At 49.1% G+C, this 20,609-nt stretch carries 15 protein-coding genes (1 of these 15 only partly in view); 4 read left to right on the plus strand and 11 right to left on the minus strand.

Going from position 1 to position 20,609, the window contains the following annotated elements:
- The 3 genes in view from ilvC to ACJJIZ_RS21515 are tightly spaced (at most 22 nt apart) and all read right to left on the minus strand, a layout consistent with a single transcriptional unit that may run on beyond the window.
- On the minus strand, positions 1-204 hold the 5' end (the start) of the coding sequence (ilvC, locus tag ACJJIZ_RS21505; RefSeq protein WP_282934339.1) for a ketol-acid reductoisomerase. It extends 822 nt beyond the left edge of the window; only the first 204 of its 1,026 coding nucleotides appear in the window; its start codon is at positions 202-204; its stop codon lies off the left edge, out of view.
- A gap of 22 nt (positions 205-226) precedes the next feature.
- Positions 227-718, minus strand: a complete 492-nt coding sequence (ilvN, locus tag ACJJIZ_RS21510; RefSeq protein ID WP_282934340.1) for an acetolactate synthase small subunit — start codon at positions 716-718, stop codon at positions 227-229.
- 11 nt (positions 719-729) lie between these two features.
- Entirely contained in the window at positions 730-2,466 is a 1,737-nt protein-coding gene (locus ACJJIZ_RS21515; protein WP_413664326.1) for an acetolactate synthase 3 large subunit, read from the minus strand.
- 451 nt (positions 2,467-2,917) lie between these two features.
- On the opposite strand from ACJJIZ_RS21515, the gene ACJJIZ_RS21520 reads away from it, so the two are divergent.
- A complete protein-coding gene (locus ACJJIZ_RS21520) occupies positions 2,918-3,391 on the plus strand; it encodes a DUF4124 domain-containing protein (protein ID WP_444914796.1) in 474 nt (157 codons plus the stop codon).
- Between the two features lie 24 nt (positions 3,392-3,415).
- On the opposite strand, the gene ACJJIZ_RS21525 is transcribed toward ACJJIZ_RS21520, so the two are convergent.
- Together ACJJIZ_RS21525 and ACJJIZ_RS21530 are read right to left on the minus strand one after the other, a co-directional pair.
- Complete coding sequence (locus tag ACJJIZ_RS21525; RefSeq protein ID WP_444914797.1) at positions 3,416-4,495, minus strand: DUF4785 family immunoglobulin-like domain-containing protein; 1,080 nt, start codon at positions 4,493-4,495, stop codon at positions 3,416-3,418.
- A 30-nt stretch (positions 4,496-4,525) separates the two neighbouring features.
- On the minus strand, positions 4,526-5,743 hold the full coding sequence (locus ACJJIZ_RS21530) for a hypothetical protein (RefSeq protein WP_413664323.1): 1,218 nt from the start codon (positions 5,741-5,743) through the stop codon (positions 4,526-4,528).
- Positions 5,744-5,998: 255 nt separating this feature from the next.
- On the opposite strand from ACJJIZ_RS21530, the gene ACJJIZ_RS21535 reads away from it, so the two are divergent.
- Entirely contained in the window at positions 5,999-7,063 is a 1,065-nt protein-coding gene (locus ACJJIZ_RS21535; protein ID WP_444892747.1) for a helix-turn-helix domain-containing protein, read from the plus strand.
- 16 nt (positions 7,064-7,079) lie between these two features.
- Here the strand turns inward: ACJJIZ_RS21535 and ACJJIZ_RS21540 are convergent, their stop codons facing one another.
- From ACJJIZ_RS21540 to rluD, 5 genes are all read right to left on the minus strand, one after another.
- Positions 7,080-10,145 carry an efflux RND transporter permease subunit gene (locus ACJJIZ_RS21540; protein ID WP_444914798.1) on the minus strand — a complete coding sequence of 1,022 codons (3,066 nt, stop codon included), beginning with the start codon at positions 10,143-10,145 and terminating at the stop codon, positions 7,080-7,082.
- Between the two features lie 18 nt (positions 10,146-10,163).
- Positions 10,164-11,270: an efflux RND transporter periplasmic adaptor subunit gene (locus ACJJIZ_RS21545; protein WP_444914799.1), complete on the minus strand. Its 1,107-nt coding sequence runs from the start codon at positions 11,268-11,270 to the stop codon at positions 10,164-10,166.
- A gap of 207 nt (positions 11,271-11,477) precedes the next feature.
- Positions 11,478-14,081, minus strand: coding sequence for an ATP-dependent chaperone ClpB (gene clpB / locus ACJJIZ_RS21550; RefSeq protein ID WP_413664319.1), 2,604 nt, complete (start codon positions 14,079-14,081; stop codon positions 11,478-11,480).
- A gap of 283 nt (positions 14,082-14,364) precedes the next feature.
- On the minus strand, positions 14,365-15,132 hold the full coding sequence (gene pgeF, locus ACJJIZ_RS21555; RefSeq protein WP_444914800.1) for a peptidoglycan editing factor PgeF: 768 nt from the start codon (positions 15,130-15,132) through the stop codon (positions 14,365-14,367).
- Between the two features lie 75 nt (positions 15,133-15,207).
- Complete coding sequence (rluD, locus tag ACJJIZ_RS21560) at positions 15,208-16,161, minus strand: 23S rRNA pseudouridine(1911/1915/1917) synthase RluD (protein ID WP_444914801.1); 954 nt, start codon at positions 16,159-16,161, stop codon at positions 15,208-15,210.
- A 100-nt stretch (positions 16,162-16,261) separates the two neighbouring features.
- On the opposite strand from rluD, the gene ACJJIZ_RS21565 reads away from it, so the two are divergent.
- Positions 16,262-17,212, plus strand: coding sequence for an outer membrane protein assembly factor BamD (locus tag ACJJIZ_RS21565; RefSeq protein ID WP_444906458.1), 951 nt, complete (start codon positions 16,262-16,264; stop codon positions 17,210-17,212).
- Positions 17,213-17,269: 57 nt separating this feature from the next.
- Here ACJJIZ_RS21565 and ACJJIZ_RS21570 read toward each other — a convergent pair whose 3' ends face one another.
- The gene (locus tag ACJJIZ_RS21570; RefSeq protein WP_444914802.1) at positions 17,270-18,898 is read right to left on the minus strand and encodes an NAD+ synthase; all 1,629 of its coding nucleotides are present in this window, start codon (positions 18,896-18,898) and stop codon (positions 17,270-17,272) included.
- 92 nt (positions 18,899-18,990) lie between these two features.
- On the opposite strand from ACJJIZ_RS21570, the gene ACJJIZ_RS21575 reads away from it, so the two are divergent.
- Complete coding sequence (locus ACJJIZ_RS21575) at positions 18,991-20,571, plus strand: sensor histidine kinase (protein WP_444914803.1); 1,581 nt, start codon at positions 18,991-18,993, stop codon at positions 20,569-20,571.
- Positions 20,572-20,609 lie beyond the last annotated feature (38 nt).

Raw genomic sequence — 20,609 nt, forward strand, 5'->3', positions numbered from 1 at the left:
GACAACTTCAGCTACCTTCAAGCCCGCGCCTTCAGCCTTTTTCCAGGAAGCAGACCCCTCGCGCAACCCAACAACAACATTCGCTACACCAGAGTCTTTCAGGTTATTGGCATGGGCATGACCTTGAGATCCATAACCAATAATGGCTACTGTTTTTCCCTGAATTAAAGAAAGGTCACAATCTTTGTCGTAATAAACTTGCATCGCTCAATTCCTGTTTTTTGCTCTATACACTTAATACTTTTTCACCACGGGCAATCCCGGAAACTCCGGATCGCACCACTTCCATAATTGTGTGTTCCCCCAGCGCCTGGAGGAACGCATCGAGTTTTTCGCCGGTTCCTGCCACCTGTACCGTGTACATACTGCTGGTGACATCAACGATCTGCCCGCGAAAAATATCGACACTACGCTTCACCTCATCGCGCTGGGCACCATTGGCTCGCACTTTCACCAATAGCAGCTCCCGCTCGATATGAGAGCCTTCAGTGAGGTCCACCAATTTCACAACATCGATAAGCTTGTTTAGGTTCTTGGTAATTTGCTCAATCTTGTGATCGTCACCAATCGTCACCAAAGTGAGACGCGATAAAGTCGCATCCTCAGTAGGCGCCACGGTGAGGCTTTCAATGTTGTAGCCACGCTGGGAAAATAAGCCAACAACACGAGACAAAGCCCCTGGTTCGTTCTCCATCAGAACCGAAATTATTCTACGCATCGCCCTACCCTTTAAGTTCTCTCAGTTTTGCTCAGCCACATGTCACGCATGGAGCCATTTGGTAGCACTTGCATGGGATAGACATGCTCAGATGGGTCGACATATACGTCGATAAATACAGTGCGATCCTTAATTGCAAAAGCTTCTTGTAACTTGTTGTGTAGGTCTTCACGACGCTCCACTTTCACTCCGACGTGACCGTATGCCTCGGCGAGTTTCACAAAATCAGGCAGCGATTCCTCGTAAACACTATTGGAAAGCCTTCCTTCATATTGCATCTCCTGCCACTGCTTCACCATCCCCAGAGCCTGGTTGTTAAGGCAGAGGATTTTTACTGGCAGATGATATTGGGTAGCCGTAGAAAGCTCCTGAATACACATCTGGATACTTCCCTCGCCAGTTACGCACACAACCTCTTTATCCGGGTGAGCTATTTTCACCCCCAAGGCTGCCGGTAAGCCGAAACCCATAGTCCCCAACCCACCGGAGTTAATCCAGCGGCGCGGCTTATCAAACAGGTAATATTGCGCAGCAAACATCTGGTGTTGCCCTACATCGGATGTCACAAAAGCATCACCCTCAGTAATGTCATACACCGCCTTGATCACATCCTGCGGCATTATCAGAGCACCATTCGTCTGATAACGAGGAGCCGTGTAGAGTCCGTGACGCTCACGCCAATCATCGATTTGGCGCCACCAGTCAACTATCGCGGAGTGATCCGGCTGCTCATCATTGGCTTTCAACGCTTCGAGCATCTCCCGAAGGACAGCCTGGACCGTGCCGACAATCGGGATATCGGCAACAATCGTTTTAGAGATCGAAGCCGGATCGACGTCGATATGAATAATTTTGGCACCCGGGCAGAATTTGCCTGGAGTATTTGTCACCCGGTCATCAAAGCGCGCACCTACAGCCAAGATAACGTCGGCGTGATGCATGGCTGTATTTGCCTCGAAAGTGCCGTGCATACCGAGCATTCCCAAGAAACGCCTGTCACTTCCGGGAAATGCTCCGAGCCCCATCAAGGTATTAGTCACCGGGTAGTTCAACTTTCTAGCCAGCTCGGTGAGAAGCTCGGCGCCGCCACCCTGCACCACTCCCCCGCCGGCATAAATCACCGGGCGGCGAGCTGATAGCAACATAGCAATCGCTTTGCGAATCTGGCCGCTATGCCCCTTACCGGCTGGGGTATAGGAGCGCATCCGCAATTTTTCAGGGTAGTGGTAGGGGAATCTCTCCGCCGGGTTGGTTACATCCTTTGGAACATCGATCACTACGGGACCGGGACGGCCAGTATTGGCGATAAAAAATGCCTTTTTGACGATCGTAGGAATATCTTCAGCATTTTTTACCAAAAAGCTGTGCTTCACGATCGGCCGCGAGCAACCGACCATATCTGTTTCCTGAAACGCATCCTCACCGATCTTATCCCTGGGTACCTGGCCGGATATCACCACCATAGGGATAGAATCCATATAGGCCGTTGCGATGCCAGTAATCGCGTTCGTAGCACCGGGACCAGACGTCACCAGTACCACACCCGCCTTACCAGTAGACCGTGCATAGCCATCAGCAGCATGGGTCGCACCCTGCTCGTGGCGCACGAGAATATGCTTTATCGACTTCTGCCGAAAAATAGCATCATAGATATGTAACGCTGAGCCGCCCGGGTATCCAAAAATCAGATCCACCCCTTCATCCTGCAGCGCGCGAACCAACATATCGCCGCCGGAAAGTAATTCCACTTGAGTCTCCTCAATTTTCCTGTTTTATAGGATAGCCATCACCGAAAACGTATAAAACGCCTACAAGCAAGAATGCCAGGCAGCAATTATAGGGGAAAATGGTGACAAATATCAGCCTGTTGCGTGTTTAGCTGCCGATTTTTAGGATGAACTGATCGCGCATAAACACCCAACCCCAAGTAAATCTACAAAGGTTCACTACGGGGTTAGCAGGCCTCCAGGGGTGGGGAGGGCCACTCAGTGGAATTTCGATGGAGGGTGTTCCACCAGGGTTAGACTCAAAACCACGGGTGTGCGGTGAGATCTAGTCACTGAGTAAACCCCCGATTTTGCCAATTGAGTCCTAGCTGTCAATAGGTGTCTGCGAAAGTGTTAAGACAGTTACAGGAAAACCCACCAGTACCGGTACAATAAGGGGACGGAAGGAACATCAACACAAGGGGTAAGCACCATGCGCATCTTACTGGCGCTATTGATTGCAGTAACAGCTACGACCACTCAAGCCGACGGCATCTATAAATGGGTAGATGAGAATGGTGTTGTCCACTTCGGTGAGCAACCTCCAGGAGGCACTCAAGTGGACGTGATCAAAAAGCCCAAATCAGAGCGCTATAAGAAATGGGAAGCTGAACAACATGCGATAGCCGCACGTGAAGCACAGAAAAGTGCACCTCAGTTGCCTCAACAGCCAAAGGAAGAACAGCTGCCTGACGCTGAGCACCAGAGACAACAGGAGGCCAGGGCTAAAGAAGAGGCAGCAAAACGAGCAGAGCTCTGTGTCGCGTACCAAAAGAACCTTAAGAGCCTGACCACACACGCGAGAGTGCGCGAAAAAGATAAAGATGGAAACTATCGCAGGCTCGGAGAAGATGAGCGGCAAGAACGCATTACCAAAGCCCGCGAGCAAATCAAGAAAAACTGCTAGTCGCCCTTCTAGCGATACCGATTCCTAAGGCTCACGGTAGGGACTATCAGTAAATTGATCCAGGCTATAGCGTTCGGTGTAATAGCCTGGTTCAAAAGCACTATCCCTGGCCATAGGTACCGTCACCCTGGCAATACTCAATTGTTTCACCAGATAGGGGCCGTCCTGCCCGGCATCGCGAATTAAGAGCCCGTAAAACTCCAGGGGAACCCAGTGCCGCCCCGCCGTTAACTCAAGAGCATTTTGCGTTGTGCCTATCGGGGATTGCTCATCGTTATAAAGGGAGCCCTGAAAATAGTAGCGCCCCTCTCTGCTGATATCGACTTCCGCCTCAATTAATAAATTGCCATCGGCGGTAACGGAATCCCGCAACGAGCCCGTATAGCTTCCCGTATCCTCAGATAGGGTGAATGCTGCCGCATCTCGGAGACCATCAATATCCGTATCCACAATTACCTTAAAAATGCCCGCTTCCAGCACCTGGCTATTAAAGGAGCCCGCCTCCATCAATACTTCGTAGACTAAGTCTCCATCCGAATCACTAAAAGCCAAGGTACCCACGACTTGTTGATCTTCGTAAACCAACAGCGCAGTCAGGTCAGCACTGACCCGATCTCCATCACTATCGGCCTGATAGGCAAAAACCCGAATAGTATCCCCACGCAAATAAAACTTTTCATCTGTCCATATAGTCAGAGAATCCCCTTCCTCACTGTGCGTGGTTCTTTCATCCACCGCAAATGTCTGAGTAATCGGGTCCTGTTCAGGAGTTTTAATTGCTCGGTTTTCTGGCGGATAGCGATGAAAGCGGGCCAGATCCGAGAGAAGGGATTCGTGTAACTCAGTCTTGTTGGGCAGGGACTGAATTCCCTTCCATAGTTTTACAGACTGATCCTCTTCCTCTTGCTCCAGTTCCGCCGGCTTAACGTTATCAGGCTTGCGGCTTCGGATAGATTGCTCTTCAGCTTTTGCTTTCGCTACAACAGCGGGCGTCGCCTCTTCACCACCAGTCAGGGCCCAGTAACCCACCAGTCCAGTAACTACGGCCAGTACACCCCAGCCTGCCAGCCGGGCCTTTGAGCGGTCTTTGCTTGATGTGGACATCAATACCTCCGAAGCCTTTTATTTTTTTAGTTAATTCGTGCAGGCTGAGATTCTACCCGCGCTGTTCTTTCCTGAACCACAGTCCAGTCCATCGGGAATAGAATCATAATCGGGCGATAGAATACCACCGTTACGCTGCGCATCATGATCTGTATAGATACTGGCCAAATTGTAAGATCGAGCAGTGCCTTTACTGTCGTTATCACAAGAGAAAATCGCGCTGCCGTAAGCTACGCCAAACAGGGTTTCATATTCTTTGAGATTCGACCACAGGTTGCGCTTGGCAGATCCGGAACAGTTCATTTGCGAAGCCAAATTAATGTAACCGTCATCCTCACCATTCAGCAGCATGGAGGTAGCACTTTCCACACCTGGGAAGCCCGCATAACCGCCAATGGTGTACACCGGCGCACCGAGATTAGTCCCTACATAATTTCTCACAGTGTAAACATCATTAGTCTGCATATAGCGAACCGCCGAACACTCACGCCCAAGAAATAGTGCATTGACCAAATCGTCATACCAGCTTCCATTACATATCCGATCAACGCCTTCAGTACCGGTAATTGCACCTCCTGTGGTGAATATTGCAGCAACACCGCTGATAGCCGCATCAAAATCAACGCTCACTGCGTAGCTCTCGTTAAGCCCGGCAACTCGAACTTCTTCTTCAACTGTTTTACAGGATTTACTGCCATACCAAGTCGTGGAACATTTTTTTACTTCTTGAATTTCTGTATTGCTATCGAACTGGTTGTAGGCGCGATTGTAGTATGGGGATCCTTCAACAGCGTTACCCGCGATATACATCATTTGGGCGGCACCCTGGCTGTGGGAAATAATCCAGAAAGTGTCCTCTGCTGAGCACTGGTTTTCGTGTTCAAACCGATCTCCCTGGCCAGAGCGGATCTCTATAATTTGACGAGCAATTTCACCCGCAGTCTCATCATGCCAATAGGGAAATTCACCTTCATCAGTTGAGTTATAACCGACAACGCCGTAATTGCCGCCATCAACTAACAATTGCTCAATAAAATCACTGCTAGAATATTCGTCGAAAACCGCCTCACTCCAATAGTCCAGTGCTGGCTGCACTAAACTCCCATCATTACTTTCACTTGTAGTGTGTCCTTCGACTCCGTGTCCATGAACCAGGATATAGCAGTTTTCCGCTACCGCTGATGAAGCTCCAATTATCGCCGAGAAAAAAATAGACAGGCTTGTACCCAGCCTTTTAGACAGTGCCATTGTTATTTTCCTTTATTGTTTTAGTAAGTGGTAACTCTTGTGACTGAAGAGTTTTAAAAAATCTGAATAACGCAATGTACAGCAGACGACTAAAACTTATCCTTTACGCTCTATTAGGGAATAGGATTAAAGGCGCCAGAGGGGGGTCGAATCCGCCACGCGAAGCGACCAATTCGTCATATTCCTCAATTTATACTCGTGCTTTGAGGCGCCTTTGCTATGATGCCGGCAACGCCACCCGGACGGCAGTAAGTCATGAGAGACCAAAATAAAAATATGTCCGGCCATGCCGGCGTGCCCAAGATATTTGCGCCTTACTTTGTGGTTGCCGCCGCCAGGCTCGGCATCCCCACCGAGACGCTAATTGAACGATTGCCATTCTCATTTAGCTGGAATCCAGGAGAGAGTGAATGGCTCAATTACAGTGAATTCAATGCTCTAATTGAAAGCATACTGGCGCTATCCCCTGTTACCTCACCAGGCCTCAGCTTTAGTCGCTTCCCAATTATGCTTTGGCTTGAAGAAACTATTATAGAAGCTCAGCCCTCCTTGAGACGGCCGAGGGAGATCTTTCGCCCTGCAGAAATTGTGCTCTCACAAACTCTGGCCCCCCTCCTGCGGTTCCAGACTTACCAGGAAGCCGATGCGGAAGTACTCACACTCAACTGGCAGCAGGAACTCTTTAGTGCTCCGGTCAATCATTTTATTGCTGAAATGCTGATGAGCCGTGGAGTAGATCTATTGCGTACTCTTAACCCGAGGTTTCCCGAGGTTCGGGGATTAAAGTTACGCAGTGAAAAGCCAGAAGATGACTCTATCCACAAGAGGATTTTCCAGTGCCCAATTGAATTTTCCGCTGATGAAAATGCGATTATCCTGGGCTCCCAGATACTGGACTTCCCTATACCCAGTTACCATAAAATCATTCGCAGCCAGAGCCGAAATATTTTAAAGGCAGTTTTACACAATACTTTGACCAGCTATAACCTGGCAGCCAGTTTGCGAGCTTGGCTCGAAAAGCACTTGCTCAGTGAAGAAATTACTATCAAACAAGCCGCAGCCCACTTCCGCACCAGCGGCCGCACTTTACAGCGCAGATTGAGAGAACAGGGAGTAACATTCCAGCAGCTTAAAGACAGTGTTACGCTATCTCTGACCAAGAAACTCCTTCTCTCAACCAGTGATTCCGTAGAAAGTATTGCGGTGCAACTTCATTTTGCCGAACGAGCAGTATTTACCCGCTTCTTTAAAAAACATGAGGGAGTCACCCCTTCCGAATTCCGTCGCAGCAATGTCGACAGAGATATTTTCGAAGCGTAAACAAGTGTAAAGAAACTCAGGAGGCCGCTACAGCCTCCGCCTCAAAATTCCGCCCAAGATACATATACATCGCCGGTACAACAAATAAAGTAAATAGCGTTCCAATTGTCATACCTGTCGCCACTACCAAGCCCATTGCAAACCTTGCCCCTCCACCTGGCCCCGACGCTATTAACAATGGAACCATCGCCAAAACCAGAGATGCGGTAGTCATTAAAATCGGTCGCAAACGGATTGAAGTGGCCTGCTCAACCGCTGATCGCTTATCAAGCCCTGAGAGCTGTAACTTATTGGCAAACTCTACTATCAGAATGCCGTGTTTGGAAATAACCCCAATCAGGGTAACCAGCCCCACTTGTGTGTAAATATTGAGGGTCGTCAATCCTAGACTGACAAAAATCATCGCTCCGCAAACACTCATGGGTACTGTGACCAACATAATCAAGGGATCGCGCCAGGATTCAAATTGAGCAGCCAACACCAAATAAATCACTATCAAGGCAAAGAAAAAGGTAACCACCAAATCCGATCCTTCAGTTTTGAATTGCCTGGACTGCCCCGAGTAATCTACAGAATACTCAACTGGTAAGATTTCTTTAGCCGCATTATCCAACACCATCAATGCTTCACCCAACGTAATCCCAGGGCGTGGCACACCCGAAATAGTGACGGCATTTAATTGTTGAAATCTCTTTAGTTGCTGTGGTTCAACGGTTTCTGTGAGCCTTATCAAAGTACTCACAGGAACCAACTTGTCGTTTACCGCCCGAATATAATATTGCTCCAACTGATCAGGGGTTAGGCGGTCAACTCTCTCGACTTGAGGGATAACTTTATAACTGCGGTTATCCAGGGAAAAACGGTTAACATAAGCTCCGGATAACATCGCACCTAAGTCACGACTCAAGTCCACCATTTCCACACCCATACTGGCCGCTTTATCACGATCAATTTCTATTACAATTTTTGGTTTATCAATTTTCAGATCAGAATCTAGAAAAATAAACTTTCGACTCTGAAGGGCTCGGGTCATAATATCGCTTGCCACCGATGCCAGATTCTCCATGGGCTCTGTAGAACCGATAACAAATTCAACCGGAAGCTGCCCTCCCGCAGTTGGCAGACTTGGTGGCACCACAACGGCTATTTTTAACCCGGCTATTTGCTGTACATCACTGCTAATCAACTCCTGCATCTTTTCCGTATCGCGGTCTCTCCCTTCCCAGGGAGCCAAAACAAACCCGGCCACCGCATTATTAACACCACTACTGAAGGTGCCCGCCCCATTAAGCAGAAAAAGATTTTCAACCTCAGTAAATCTCTCAGCAATGACATTAAGTTCACCACTGTACTGTTCAACATAATCTAAAGTTGCGTAAGCATCGGCAGTAGAAATTGTAAGAACAAGCCCCCTATCCTCTGTAGGTTCAAGCTCTTGAGGGGACGTCACAAATAAGAAGTAACAACTTATCAATACAATTAAGCCGAAAACCAAAATAACTCGGCGCTCATCAAGAGAAGAATGGAGCGATTTTTCAAATCTCGTCTGAAGTCGATTAAATTGGCGTTCCAGCCAAATTTCAAACCGGGTACCTCCACCATCGCGAGGCTTTAATATTTTCGAGGCCATCATGGGGGATAAAGTAAGAGCGACCACTCCAGACAGTAATACGGCGCCAGCTAGGGAGAATGCAAACTCTATGAATAGGGTCCCGGTTAAACCACCGAGAAAACCAATAGGAATATACACTGCAATTAGCGTCGTAGTCATAGCCACTACAGGCCATGCCAACTCTCGAGCCCCTACGATCGCAGCCTCTTTTGGAGGCAAGCCCTCTTCTATATGTCGATGGACATTTTCCAAAACAATGATGGCATCATCAACAACAATTCCGATAGCCAGAACCATGCTTAGCAATGTGAGTAAATTGATGGAAAATCCCATTAAAAACATTAAAAAGAATGCACCGACGAGAGAAAGCGGCAGTGCAATTGCTGGAATCAATACGCTGCGAACTGACCCCAGAAACAAATAAATCACCAAAATTACTATAAATACTGCTTCAACAATTGTTTTGACGACTTCTTCAATGGAGTCCTGAATATATTCAGTACTGTCGTAAGGAATCTCGCCTAGCATACCCTCTGGCAACTGTGGAAAAATTTTCTGCTCCAACTCCTCGCGTACTTTTTTAATAACATCAAGGGAGTTCGCATCGGGTGCCACCTCAATAGCAATAAAAGTGGCCGATTGTCCGTTAAAAGTCACAGAGCTGTCATAGGATTCAGCTCCTAACTCTATCTCCGCCACTTCACCTAGACGAACCAACTTATCCCCATCGGCTCTAACCACTAGCTTGCGGAAATCCAATTGACGTGCAATATCTGTATCCGCACGTATTTCCAGTGCCACACGGGTTCCCTTTGTCGAACCAACTGCCGACAGAATATTATTATCCCTAAGCGCATCAGAAATATCTGCAGGTGTGACTTCCAATGCCGCCATCTCTGTCGGCTTTAACCAGACTCTCATTGCAAAAGTACTGTCACCCAAAAGGCGAGCTCGCTGCACACCAGCTATAGTCGCCAATTTAGGTTGAACAACGCGTGTCAGATAATCCGTAATTTGATTATTAGCGAGAATATTTGAGGAAAAAGAAAGGTACATTGCAGCAGTGGTTTCTCCCTGCTGCATTTCCACGCTGGAATCCTCTGATTCATCAGGCAATTCACTGCGCAGCTTATTTACCTTGGCAACGACCTGAGTTAACACTTCATTTGGATCGTAATCAAAACGTACATAAACGTTTATCGTCGAGAGACCTTGCACGCTGGTGGAGACCATGTAATCGATACCATCTGCAGTAGCAATCTCTTGCTCAAGCGGCGTAGTAATAAACCCCTGCACTAGATCTGAGTCGGCACCAACATAAACGGTGGTTACTGTAATAACTGCATTTTCAAGTTCCGGGTACTGCCTGACATTTAATTCTGTTAGCGACCTTAAACCCAATAGAAAAATAAATAGGCTGACTACGCAGGCCAACACTGGCTTTCGAATGAAAATCTCTGTGAAATTCACAACCTATAAATTCCAGGTTTAACTATTTTCCGGTGTGGGGTCTGCGCTTTCTGGGGGTTGATTCTGATTATTGATAACCGCTTTCTCTCCATTGCGAAGTTTGAGTAGTCCGCTGCTAGCCACTATGTCCCCCACCAAAAGTCCTTGTGTAATTTCAACTAGATCCCCACGCTCCTCACCAGTTTTCACAAACCGTTTAACTGCGATCATATGCTCGCCATCTTTATCGGGCTCCAACACATAAACCGCCACCCCATAGGGAGCAAAAGCCAATGCGGTTCTGGGAATGACGAGCACTTTTCGCTGTGCACTTATCTTTACGGATACTTGGGCAAACATTCCAGGACGTAAATCGTGTTGGGGATTTTCCAGAGTAGCTTGAATCAGAAAGTTTCTACTTGCACTATCCACCTGAGGGTCAACAGCAGTAATTCTTCCTTCGTAGGTATTTTTAGGGAAAGCATCTGTTGTCAACTGAATAGCAAGCCCAGCCTTAACCAAGGCATATTTTTGTTCAGGGAGGGAAAAATCAACAAAAATAGGATCAAGTTGCTGTAGAGAAACAACAGACTCCCCCGGGCTTACATTCTGCCCAAGATCAATTTGTCGAATTCCCAGTACTCCACTAAAAGGCGCCACGATGACTCGCTGATCCACCCTGGCTCGCTGAACTTCTATATTGGCAACCACCTGGTCCAAAGTACTGCGAGCGCTATCCAAATCTGCTTCGGTTGTTACACCTCGCCCCAGCAGAGTCTTGATCCGCACGTAATTACGACGGGCCAAGCGAAGCTCTGCATCCAACACCTGCAACTGCGCCTTTTCCGGTTCAGCAAAAATTTCCGCCAATAAATCGCCCTTCCTAACATGCTGGCCCGACTTGAAGTGAATAGCGCTGATAACCCCCTGAGCTTCGGTAGTAACCTCTACACCATTAACAGCTCGAATGGTGCCTATTCCTCTCAGGTCTTCCTTCCAATATTGAAACTGGGCGGTTGCTGAAGTCACTGTGGCCGCAGGCAGGGCTAAGTTGTCTATGAACTGATTCACCATATGCCTGCCAATTAATTTATAAGCAAAAATTCCGCCGAAGAGAAAAAGGCATCCCAGCAGCATTAGCAACATACGCTTACTGATATCAGGCCCCCGTAAGGTGTCGTCAATAAAAACTATAAACTGATACTTGCAAGGGAAACTATGCGCTACGGAGGGATGCCCCTCTACGTAAATATCCGAACAAACGGATTAGCGCACCTGTGAGTATAGATATGGAGAGAGTGAGGAATCGGTGGGAGTTTAGGGGTGCACTATATGGCACCCCCAAGTGCTTTTTTATCGGAATACGGCTTTATCGCCTTCAACATCCGCGTGGATCGTTGCTCCAGGGGAAAACTTACCGGCGAGAACATCTTGCGCCAGCGGGTTTTCCAGCCATACCTGAATAGCACGCTTTAATGGCCGTGCACCATAAACGGGATCGAACCCAACTTCTGCTAATTTATCCAGCAGACTTTCAGATACCTCTAATTTCAGGTCCCTCTCTGTCAGTCGACGGCAAAGTTGTTGCAACTGAATTTCTGCAATAGAGCGTACTTCTGCCTTATCCAGTGGATGGAAAACAACCACTTCGTCAATACGATTTATGAACTCTGGCCTGAAATGGTTCCCCACCACTTCCATCACCGCACTTTTCATCTGTCGATAACGAATTTCAGCGTCCAGGTCATCACCATTTTCAGCTGTGGCGTATTTTTGAATTAAATCTGAGCCAAGGTTTGAAGTCATTACGACAACGGTATTACGAAAGTCTACCGTGCGCCCCTGGCCGTCGGTCAGGCGGCCATCATCAAGAACCTGTAAAAGAATATTGAATACATCGGGATGCGCTTTCTCCACTTCGTCTAATAGCACAACAGAATAGGGTTTTCTCCGCACCGCTTCAGTCAGGTATCCCCCTTCTTCATAACCTACATATCCGGGAGGTGCGCCAATCAGTCGGGCCACAGAGTGCTTCTCCATAAATTCCGACATATCGATACGCACCATGGCGTCTTCTGTGTCAAACAAGAACTGAGCCAATGCCTTGCATAATTCCGTCTTACCCACACCGGTTGGGCCGAGGAACAAGAATGAGCCATTGGGTCGGTTGGGATCAGCTAGCCCCGCCCTCGAGCGGCGTACGGCATTAGCAACCGCTTCCACCGCTTCCCCCTGTCCGATGACCCGCTTGTGCAACTCATCTTCCATTCGCAGTAGCTTTTCACGCTCACCTTCGAGCATCTTAGATACAGGAATACCCGTCCAGCGAGATACCACTTCAGCCACCTCTTCATCGGTAACCCGATTGCGCAGCAGGCGGGGTTCTTCAGAAGCTTCAGCGGTAGCGGCACTTTTAAGCTGTTGTTCAAGTTGTGGAATTACACCGTACTGTAATTCAGACATTCTATTGAGATCACCTGCACGCCGTGCGGACTCCATATCGAGCTTGGCCTGCTCGAGCTTTTCCTTGAGGTCATGGCTGCCGGCAAGCTGTGCCTTCTCCGCCTTCCAAACCTCTTCAAGGTCGGAGTATTCCCGCTCCAGTTGTAGAATCTCTTCTTCCAGTTTCGACAGGCGTTTTTTAGTCGCCTCATCATCCGTATCCTTTTTTACTGCCTCACGTTCAATCTTTAATTGAATTAAACGGCGCTCCAATTTATCCATGGATTCCGGTTTGGAGTCGATCTCCATGCGTATCCGGCTGGCGGCCTCATCAATAAGATCAATCGCTTTATCTGGTAATTGACGATCAGTGATGTAACGCTGAGATAATTTTGTCGCCGCAATAATTGCAGAGTCGGTAATATCAACACCGTGGTGTACTTCGTAGCGTTCTTTTAATCCGCGCAGAATCGCAACCGTATCCTCTTCAGTTGGTTCATCAACCAGTACTTTTTGGAAACGCCGCTCAAGCGCTGCATCTTTTTCAATATATTGCCGATACTCATCCAGAGTGGTTGCACCGACACAATGTAATTCCCCGCGGGCCAAAGCGGGCTTCAGCATATTTCCCGCATCCATGGCCCCCTCAGCTTTACCGGCACCCACCATCGTGTGGATCTCATCGATAAAGAGAATAATGCGACCTTCCTGTTTGGATAATTCGTTGAGTACCGCTTTTAATCGCTCTTCAAATTCTCCACGAAATTTTGCGCCCGCCAACAATGCCCCCAAATCCAGGGAAAGAAGACGTTTGTCCTTTAACCCTTCCGGCACTTCACCATTGACGATACGTTGAGCGAGCCCTTCAACAATGGCAGTTTTACCAACACCCGGCTCACCAATTAGTACAGGGTTATTCTTGGTACGCCGCTGTAAGACTTGAATCGTCCGCCGTATTTCATCATCGCGGCCGATCACCGGGTCAAGCTTGCCGGCCAGAGCTCTCTCGGTCAGGTCGAGAGTATATTTATCCAGCGCCTGGCGCGCTTCTTCCGCATTGGGGTCATCCACTTTTTCGTCGCCACGCACTTTTTGAATTGCCGCCTCTAATTGTTTAATGTCGCCGTTGGCATTTAGGATTTTGGAAATCTCTCCCGCCGCAGAGTCGAAAGCCGCCAGTAATACAGTTTCACTGGAAATAAAACTGTCACCATTTTGTTGGGCTCGCTTGTCCGTGAGATTCATTAAGCGCATTAATTCCTGGGACATCCCCACATCACCCGTGGGGGAAGTCACCCGCGGCAGGCTATCCAACCGCTTGGCAAGGTCATTGCGCAACCCGTTTAGGTTAAATCCCGCCTGTGACAGGAATGCGGGTACGCTTCCGTTGTTCTGGTTAAGCAGTGCCAGAATCAAGTGCTCGGGATAAATCTGGTTGTGGTCGCGCCCTACCGCCAGGGATTGCGCATCAGCAAATGCCGCCTGTAGCGGGTTTGTCATTCGGTCAATTCGCATGAACGAAACCTCTTTTACTCGATTTTTTCAGAAGCGCTGCAATAGTGGCACTAATTTGCCTTTTACATTCGCTATGGTACTGACAAGTAAAATAGGGGCGCAGGAAGGGTTTTCAATGATTTAAATCAATAGCGGCATTTATTCTATGCAAAGTGGTTTTGCGGCAAATCTATCTCTTATAATTTTTTACAGCCCAGTCAACGCCCAGCCTTGTAATTGCCCAAGCTGCCCCAATATTATCGAATGGCTTACACAGAAAAAATAAGCCATCTAGAAATTCAGTTCAGTCTTTATCCCGCCATATCAAAGTTGCCATACGACCGGTTTCAGACTCCCTGCGGTAGGAAAAAAACTTCTCAGGTTCTGACATTGTGCAGAGCCCCCCACCGTACACCTCGCCAATCCCCAGCTCTGCCAACTCCGCGCGAGCCAGGGCGTAGATATCTGTTAAAAAGTGCAGTGGTTTCTTAGTGTGTGGGCGGAAACAGCTAGCGATTTTTTCTGTGTGTCGACTGCTAATTGCATTTTCAAAGAATGCCTCGAGGACATCGATTCCGGTTTCAAAGGCCTCCGGACCAATCGCTGGGCCCAACCAAACCATCAACTCCTCAGGATCACACTTCATCGCCCGTACGGTGTTGCGCAATATACCACCGGCCAATCCGCGCCACCCGGCATGGGCTGCTGCTACGCGGTTACCACTCTTATCGCATAGCAAAACAGGCAAACAGTCTGCGGTTAGCACGGCACAGACAACACCTCTTTTCATGCTAAAGCAGGCATCTGCGGTTCGAACTAAGGCGTCATCACTTGCCTCCACTACCTTGTCACTATGGATCTGCTCCAGCCACTGCGGTTCTGAGGGCAACTCAAGCTCCTCCCTCAACTGTTGGCGATTGGCAATAACAGCTGACTCCTTGTCCCCCACGTGAGCAGCCAGGTTAAAGGAGGAGAAATGGCCACAACTTTGGCCCCCAGTGCGTAGCGTCGTCGCCGCCCTCACCCCTGCGGGTGCGGGCCAATCGGGTATCAGGTAGTGGTTACTTGGCATTGAGATATCTTGCTTTGCGAAATTGTCCTTTCGAGAACCGGCGATAGGTGCCCAGGCGAATTTATAACCGGTACTTCAGGGCTCATCAGCGCGCAACTGATCGAGCAGTGCTTGCATGTCAGCAGGCATTGGCGCACACCAATGCATGTCCTGTCCACTGGTGGGATGTACTAGAGCTAGTTCAGCCGCATGCAGAGCCTGCCGAGGGAAGCTCTGGAGAGCTTCAACAAGGTCTGCCGAGGCCTCTGGAGGCAACTTTGGGCGGCCTCCGTAGAGTGGATCTCCCACGAGCGGGTGCCTGATATGGGCCATGTGTACCCGAATCTGATGAGTACGACCGGTTTCCAGCTTGCAGCGTAAGAGCGTGTAAGCGATGTAACGCTCCTGTACACGATAATGAGTGATCGCCTCTTTGCCGCCAAAGTCCAAAACAGCCATCTTGAGACGATTTTGACGATGCCGACCGATGGGCGCATCAACACGACCCGCAGTGGTGATATATCCTTGGACCAAGGCATCATACTGTCGACTCACCGTTCTCTGCTTTAATTGATCCACGAGATGGGTCTGAGCGGCCAAAGTCTTAGCCACAACCATCAGGCCACTGGTGTCCTTATCCAGCCGGTGAACAATACCGGCTCGGGGTATCAGCTCCTGGGCTGGATTGTGATGAAGCAGGCCATTGAGCAGAGTGCCGTCGGGGTTACCGGCAGCGGGGTGGACTACGAGGCCCGCGGGCTTATTGACCACCATCAGGCAGTCATCTTCGTACATAATATTGAGGTCGAGGTCCTGGGCAGCCCAGCTACCTTGGGGTTCCAGCTCTGCGCGAAGCTGGATAAGCTCGCCGCCAAAGAGCTTTTCCTTGGCCTTAGCTGGGGCTCCGTTTAAGGTGAGCTGGCCGCCTTTGATCCACGATTGGAGGCGCGCGCGCGAAAAATCGGGAATTAATTCGGCTGCGGCCTGGTCTAAGCGTCGACCAGCCATATTGGCAGGAACTTGGATATCTAGTTTTAGGTGTTCAATCATCAATCAATTGCAAATACTTTGGGCAGCTCCGCGACTGTGGTTAAATGTCCGACGCGCCAGGTTAATACTGGTGGGTAGTTTAATAAGGTAGAGTGTAAGAATGATAGAGCGAGGGGCTATGCAGACCTGGAAAATGCTGTGGCTGGCCTTGGTGTCCGCAATATTGGTTGCCTGCGCCAACACAGATGATTCGGAAGTGGGCCTACCCACAGGTTCACGTACAGAGCAGGCATACTACGAGATGGCCCAGCGACAGCTGCGAACCAGCCAGTGGGATCTTGCCATCAGAAACCTGCGAGCCCTGGAAGACAACTTCCCATTCGGCAACTACGCGGAACAGGCTCAGCTTGAGCTGATCTATGCCTACTACCGCAACTATGAAAACGATGCTGCTATCGCCGCTGCAGACCGCTTTATCCGCCTACACCCCCAGCACCGCAATGTCGACTACGCCTACTACATGAAGGGCCTGTCCTCCTTTACTGAGGGCACAGGCCTGTTCGAGCGCTTTATGCCTACCGACTTGACCAGTCGCGACCCAGGATCGGCTCGAGAGTCATTCGCTTATTTCTCCCAGTTAATGGCCCGCTACCCTGAGAGCCGCTACGCTCCAGACGCGCAAAAGCGCATGATCCACTTGCGTAACCTGCTGGCTCGCTATGAAGTTCACGTGGCTAACTACTACTTTAAGCGCGGCGCCTACCTCGCAGCAGCCAATCGCGGCCGCTACATTGTGGAAAACTTCCAGCAGACACCCGCAATTCCCGATGCCCTGGCAGTTATGGTTCAAGGTTACCATTTGATGGAAATGCAAGATCTCGAGGCTAATGCCCTGGATGTACTGCGCAATAACTATCCAAAGCACCCCGCTTTTAACGAAGACGGCACTTTCAACTACGACTTTTACAAAGGTCCGAGCGGCCGCAGTCTAGTGCACAGGGTTACCCTGGGCCTGTTTGAAAAATCTGACCCGCGGGGCTTTGACAGCCGGGAGCTCTATAATCCCGAATACAACCGGGACGAGACTCCCCTGCCTCCAGAGCTTCTGTAACTTATCACTTGAAAATAGAAACGGCGCCGAATGGCGCCGTTTCTATTTTCAGGATAGCTAGTCACCCAGCTTCCAGCCATTGGTGATGGGATAACGACGATCCCTTCCAAATCCGCGTTCAGAAATACGCACCCCGATGGCTGCCTGGCGCCTCTTGTACTCATTGCGTCCCACTAATCTGACCACACGCTCTACATCCTCTCTCTGGAAGCCACGCTGAATGATTTCCTCAGCGCTGTGGTCTTGATCAACATAGAGGTTGAGAATTTGATCCAGGATCTCGTAAGGCGGAAGGCTGTCAGAATCCACTTGGTCTGGGGCCAGCTCAGCACTGGGAGGGCGAGTAATGACCGTTTCAGGAATCACTTCAGAAATTGTGTTGCGGTAACGGGCCAGCTCGAATACCAATACTTTGGGAACATCCTTCAGGGCATTGAATCCGCCTACCATATCCCCGTATAGGGTCGCGTAACCAACGGCCATCTCACTCTTGTTACCGGTGGTCAGGACCATCGCGCCCTTCTTATTGGAGATAGCCATCAAAAGAACACCACGAGAGCGGGCCTGCAGGTTCTCCTCGGTGGTATCCCTCTCACTGCCAGCAAATTCTTCAGCGAGAGCTCCCATAAACGAATCAAAGATGGGCTCGATACTAATTTCCCGATAGTGAACCCCCATTCTTTCCGCCTGATCGGCCGCGTCGCCTTTACTCAGATCTGAGGTATAGCGAAACGGCATCATTACTGCCTCAACACGCTCTTTACCCAGCGCATCGACCGCAACTGCCAATGTCAGAGCAGAGTCGATTCCACCCGACAACCCCAGCACAACGCCATTGAAACCATTCTTATTAACGTAGTCGCGCACCCCGAGTACCAGGGCTTGGTACACAGAAGCCAAATCGCCGCGAGGAGAAGCAATTTCCCCAGGGAGTACCGTCAAATCCTGTCCCTGCAGAGATATGGAAGCTGGCAGCAACTGCTCTGTAAACTCTTCAGCCCTGGCACATACCTCTCCCTCAGCATCAACAACGATTGAGCCGCCGTCAAAAACCAGCTCGTCCTGACCACCGCACCAGTTTACATAGGCAATGGGGACCCCGGCATTCTTTGCCTGCTTGGAAACCAACTCCAGCCTCTGTTGAGCCTTGCCCCGGTGGAAAGGTGATGCATTGATGTTGAGAATCAACTTGGCTCCAGCATCGACTGACTGCTTGATGGGCTCTGGAAACCAAATATCCTCACAAACACTCAGCCCTACAGGAACTCCCTTGATATGCACTACACAGGAAGATTTACCCGGTTTGAAGTAACGCTTTTCATCAAAGACCTGATAGTTAGGCAGCTTCTGTTTGGCATATTCTGCGATTAACTCTCCCTCAACTATTACCCCCGCCATATTGAACATAACGCCATCGAGCAACTTGGGGTAACCCACAACAATGGCACAGGGCAGTTCTGCAGCTTTGAGCTGATCCAATGCCGCATCAATACGAATCTGCATACTGGGTCGTAACAACAGGTCTTCAGGAGAGTAGCCGCACAGGGTCAGCTCCGGAAAAAGTACCAAGTCAGCACCCAGCTCCTGGTGCGCTCGGCGCGCAATTTCTATCACCTGCTTGGTATTCCCTGGAATATCTCCCACCAGGGAATTGATTTGTGCCAGCACTAACTGCAAAGTAGACATCGTTGAACCTCGGACAAGACAGGCCGCTATTGTAACCCCATCGGGATAACAACAGCAGCGGCTCACCACTACAAGAATACCGGGCATCTACAGTGAGCAGTTCCCAGACATCCCCCCAACAACACCATGAGCTTTTACGCATAAGCGCAATTTACCGAGTAGCAATAGCCCTAGTTCTGCTGGGAGTATTCTACTCCGATATAGGTGGAGGCTCGCTTGGCACGTACTTGCCAACACTATTTATATATACAACGTCTTCCTATGCCCTTCTGAATGTGGCGTGGTTACTATTTTTGCGCCAGAAGGCTTACCAGACAAATAGCAGCCAAGTCGGGATCATTTTGGGTTGTGACATTCTGGTTTTCTTGTTGTTGATCGAGGCTAGTGGAGGACTAAACTCTGGCCTCGGTTATTTACTGCTTATCAGTTGTTCAATCGGTGCCATCCTACTTGATAAGCGCCTCAGTGCATTTTTTGCGGCCATTGCTAGCTTGGGTGTTATCGCGCTCCAGCTTTACCATTTACTAACTGAATCGGGTTCTAGCCAGGAGATTGTGTCTGCTGGCGGACTAGGTTTACTACTATTTGTAACCGTAAGTGCCATCCAGTACCTATCGGAACGTATTCGTAAAGCTAATATTCGCGCAGACAAACAAAGCCGCCAGGCTGCACACCTTCAACGCCTGGCTCAAGAAATCATTGAAAGAATGAATACCGGTGTATTAGTTTTAGGCCCTACTTACAAGCCAGAACTGATCAATAAATCAGCAAGAAGATTACTAGAAAACCAAGTCGATGCAGCACATGACTACCATGAAGAGCTGAGACAAAAGGTTAAGGAATGGCGCAGTCATAAGAGTCAAAATAATGTCCTTATCCCCGCAAAAAATGGAGACGAGCTTCATGCAAACTTTTCAGAATTACAGCATGATACTGGCCATAGCACATTAGTTTTTGTGGAGGACAACCGGAAGCTGGCGGAGGCAGCCCAAAAGCTTAAACTCGCCTCCCTGGGCCAACTGACAGCTTCAATTGCTCATGAAATACGCAACCCTTTAGCGGCAATCCAACACGCGGCACAGCTACTATCAGAGTCTCCAGAATTAAAAGAAGAGGACCGCCAATTAACGGACATAATCTGTCGCCAAAGCCAGCGAATTAATGAGATTGTAGAAAATGTGATGCAGCTTTCACGGAAGCGCGCCCGTTCAGCCCAAGAATATGAACTTGGGGCTTGGCTCAAGCAATTCTTAGCAGACTTCAGTGCAGGGAAAGCGGATAACGCCGTCGAATTAGACTCTACAGGGCAAGCACTACCTGTGTATTTTGACTCCGCACAATTGTCACAAGTAGTCACCAATTTAACAGAGAACGCCTTGGAACACTCAAAACTAGCTACAGGAGTGTGCCATGCCTATATTAGTGCTTACTATAATAAGGAGCGCAGGAATACGATTTTAGAGATCAAAGATCTTGGCACAGGTGTACCCGAAGAGCTACTCAATAAAATATTTGAACCATTCTTTACAACAGGGAAAAACGGCAGCGGGCTGGGCTTATATATCGCACGCGAGCTATGTGAAGCCAATAACCTAAGCCTTTATCACTGCCGGAGTAGCGACAACAAAAGTTGCTTTAGGATCGAATTTGCCAACTGTGAGGAAATTGCTTGATCTGGCTCAGAGAAATTTTTTGACCTATAAGCCATTAT

The sequence above is a fragment of the Microbulbifer maximicatervae (SeqCode) genome (assembly GCF_052467225.1).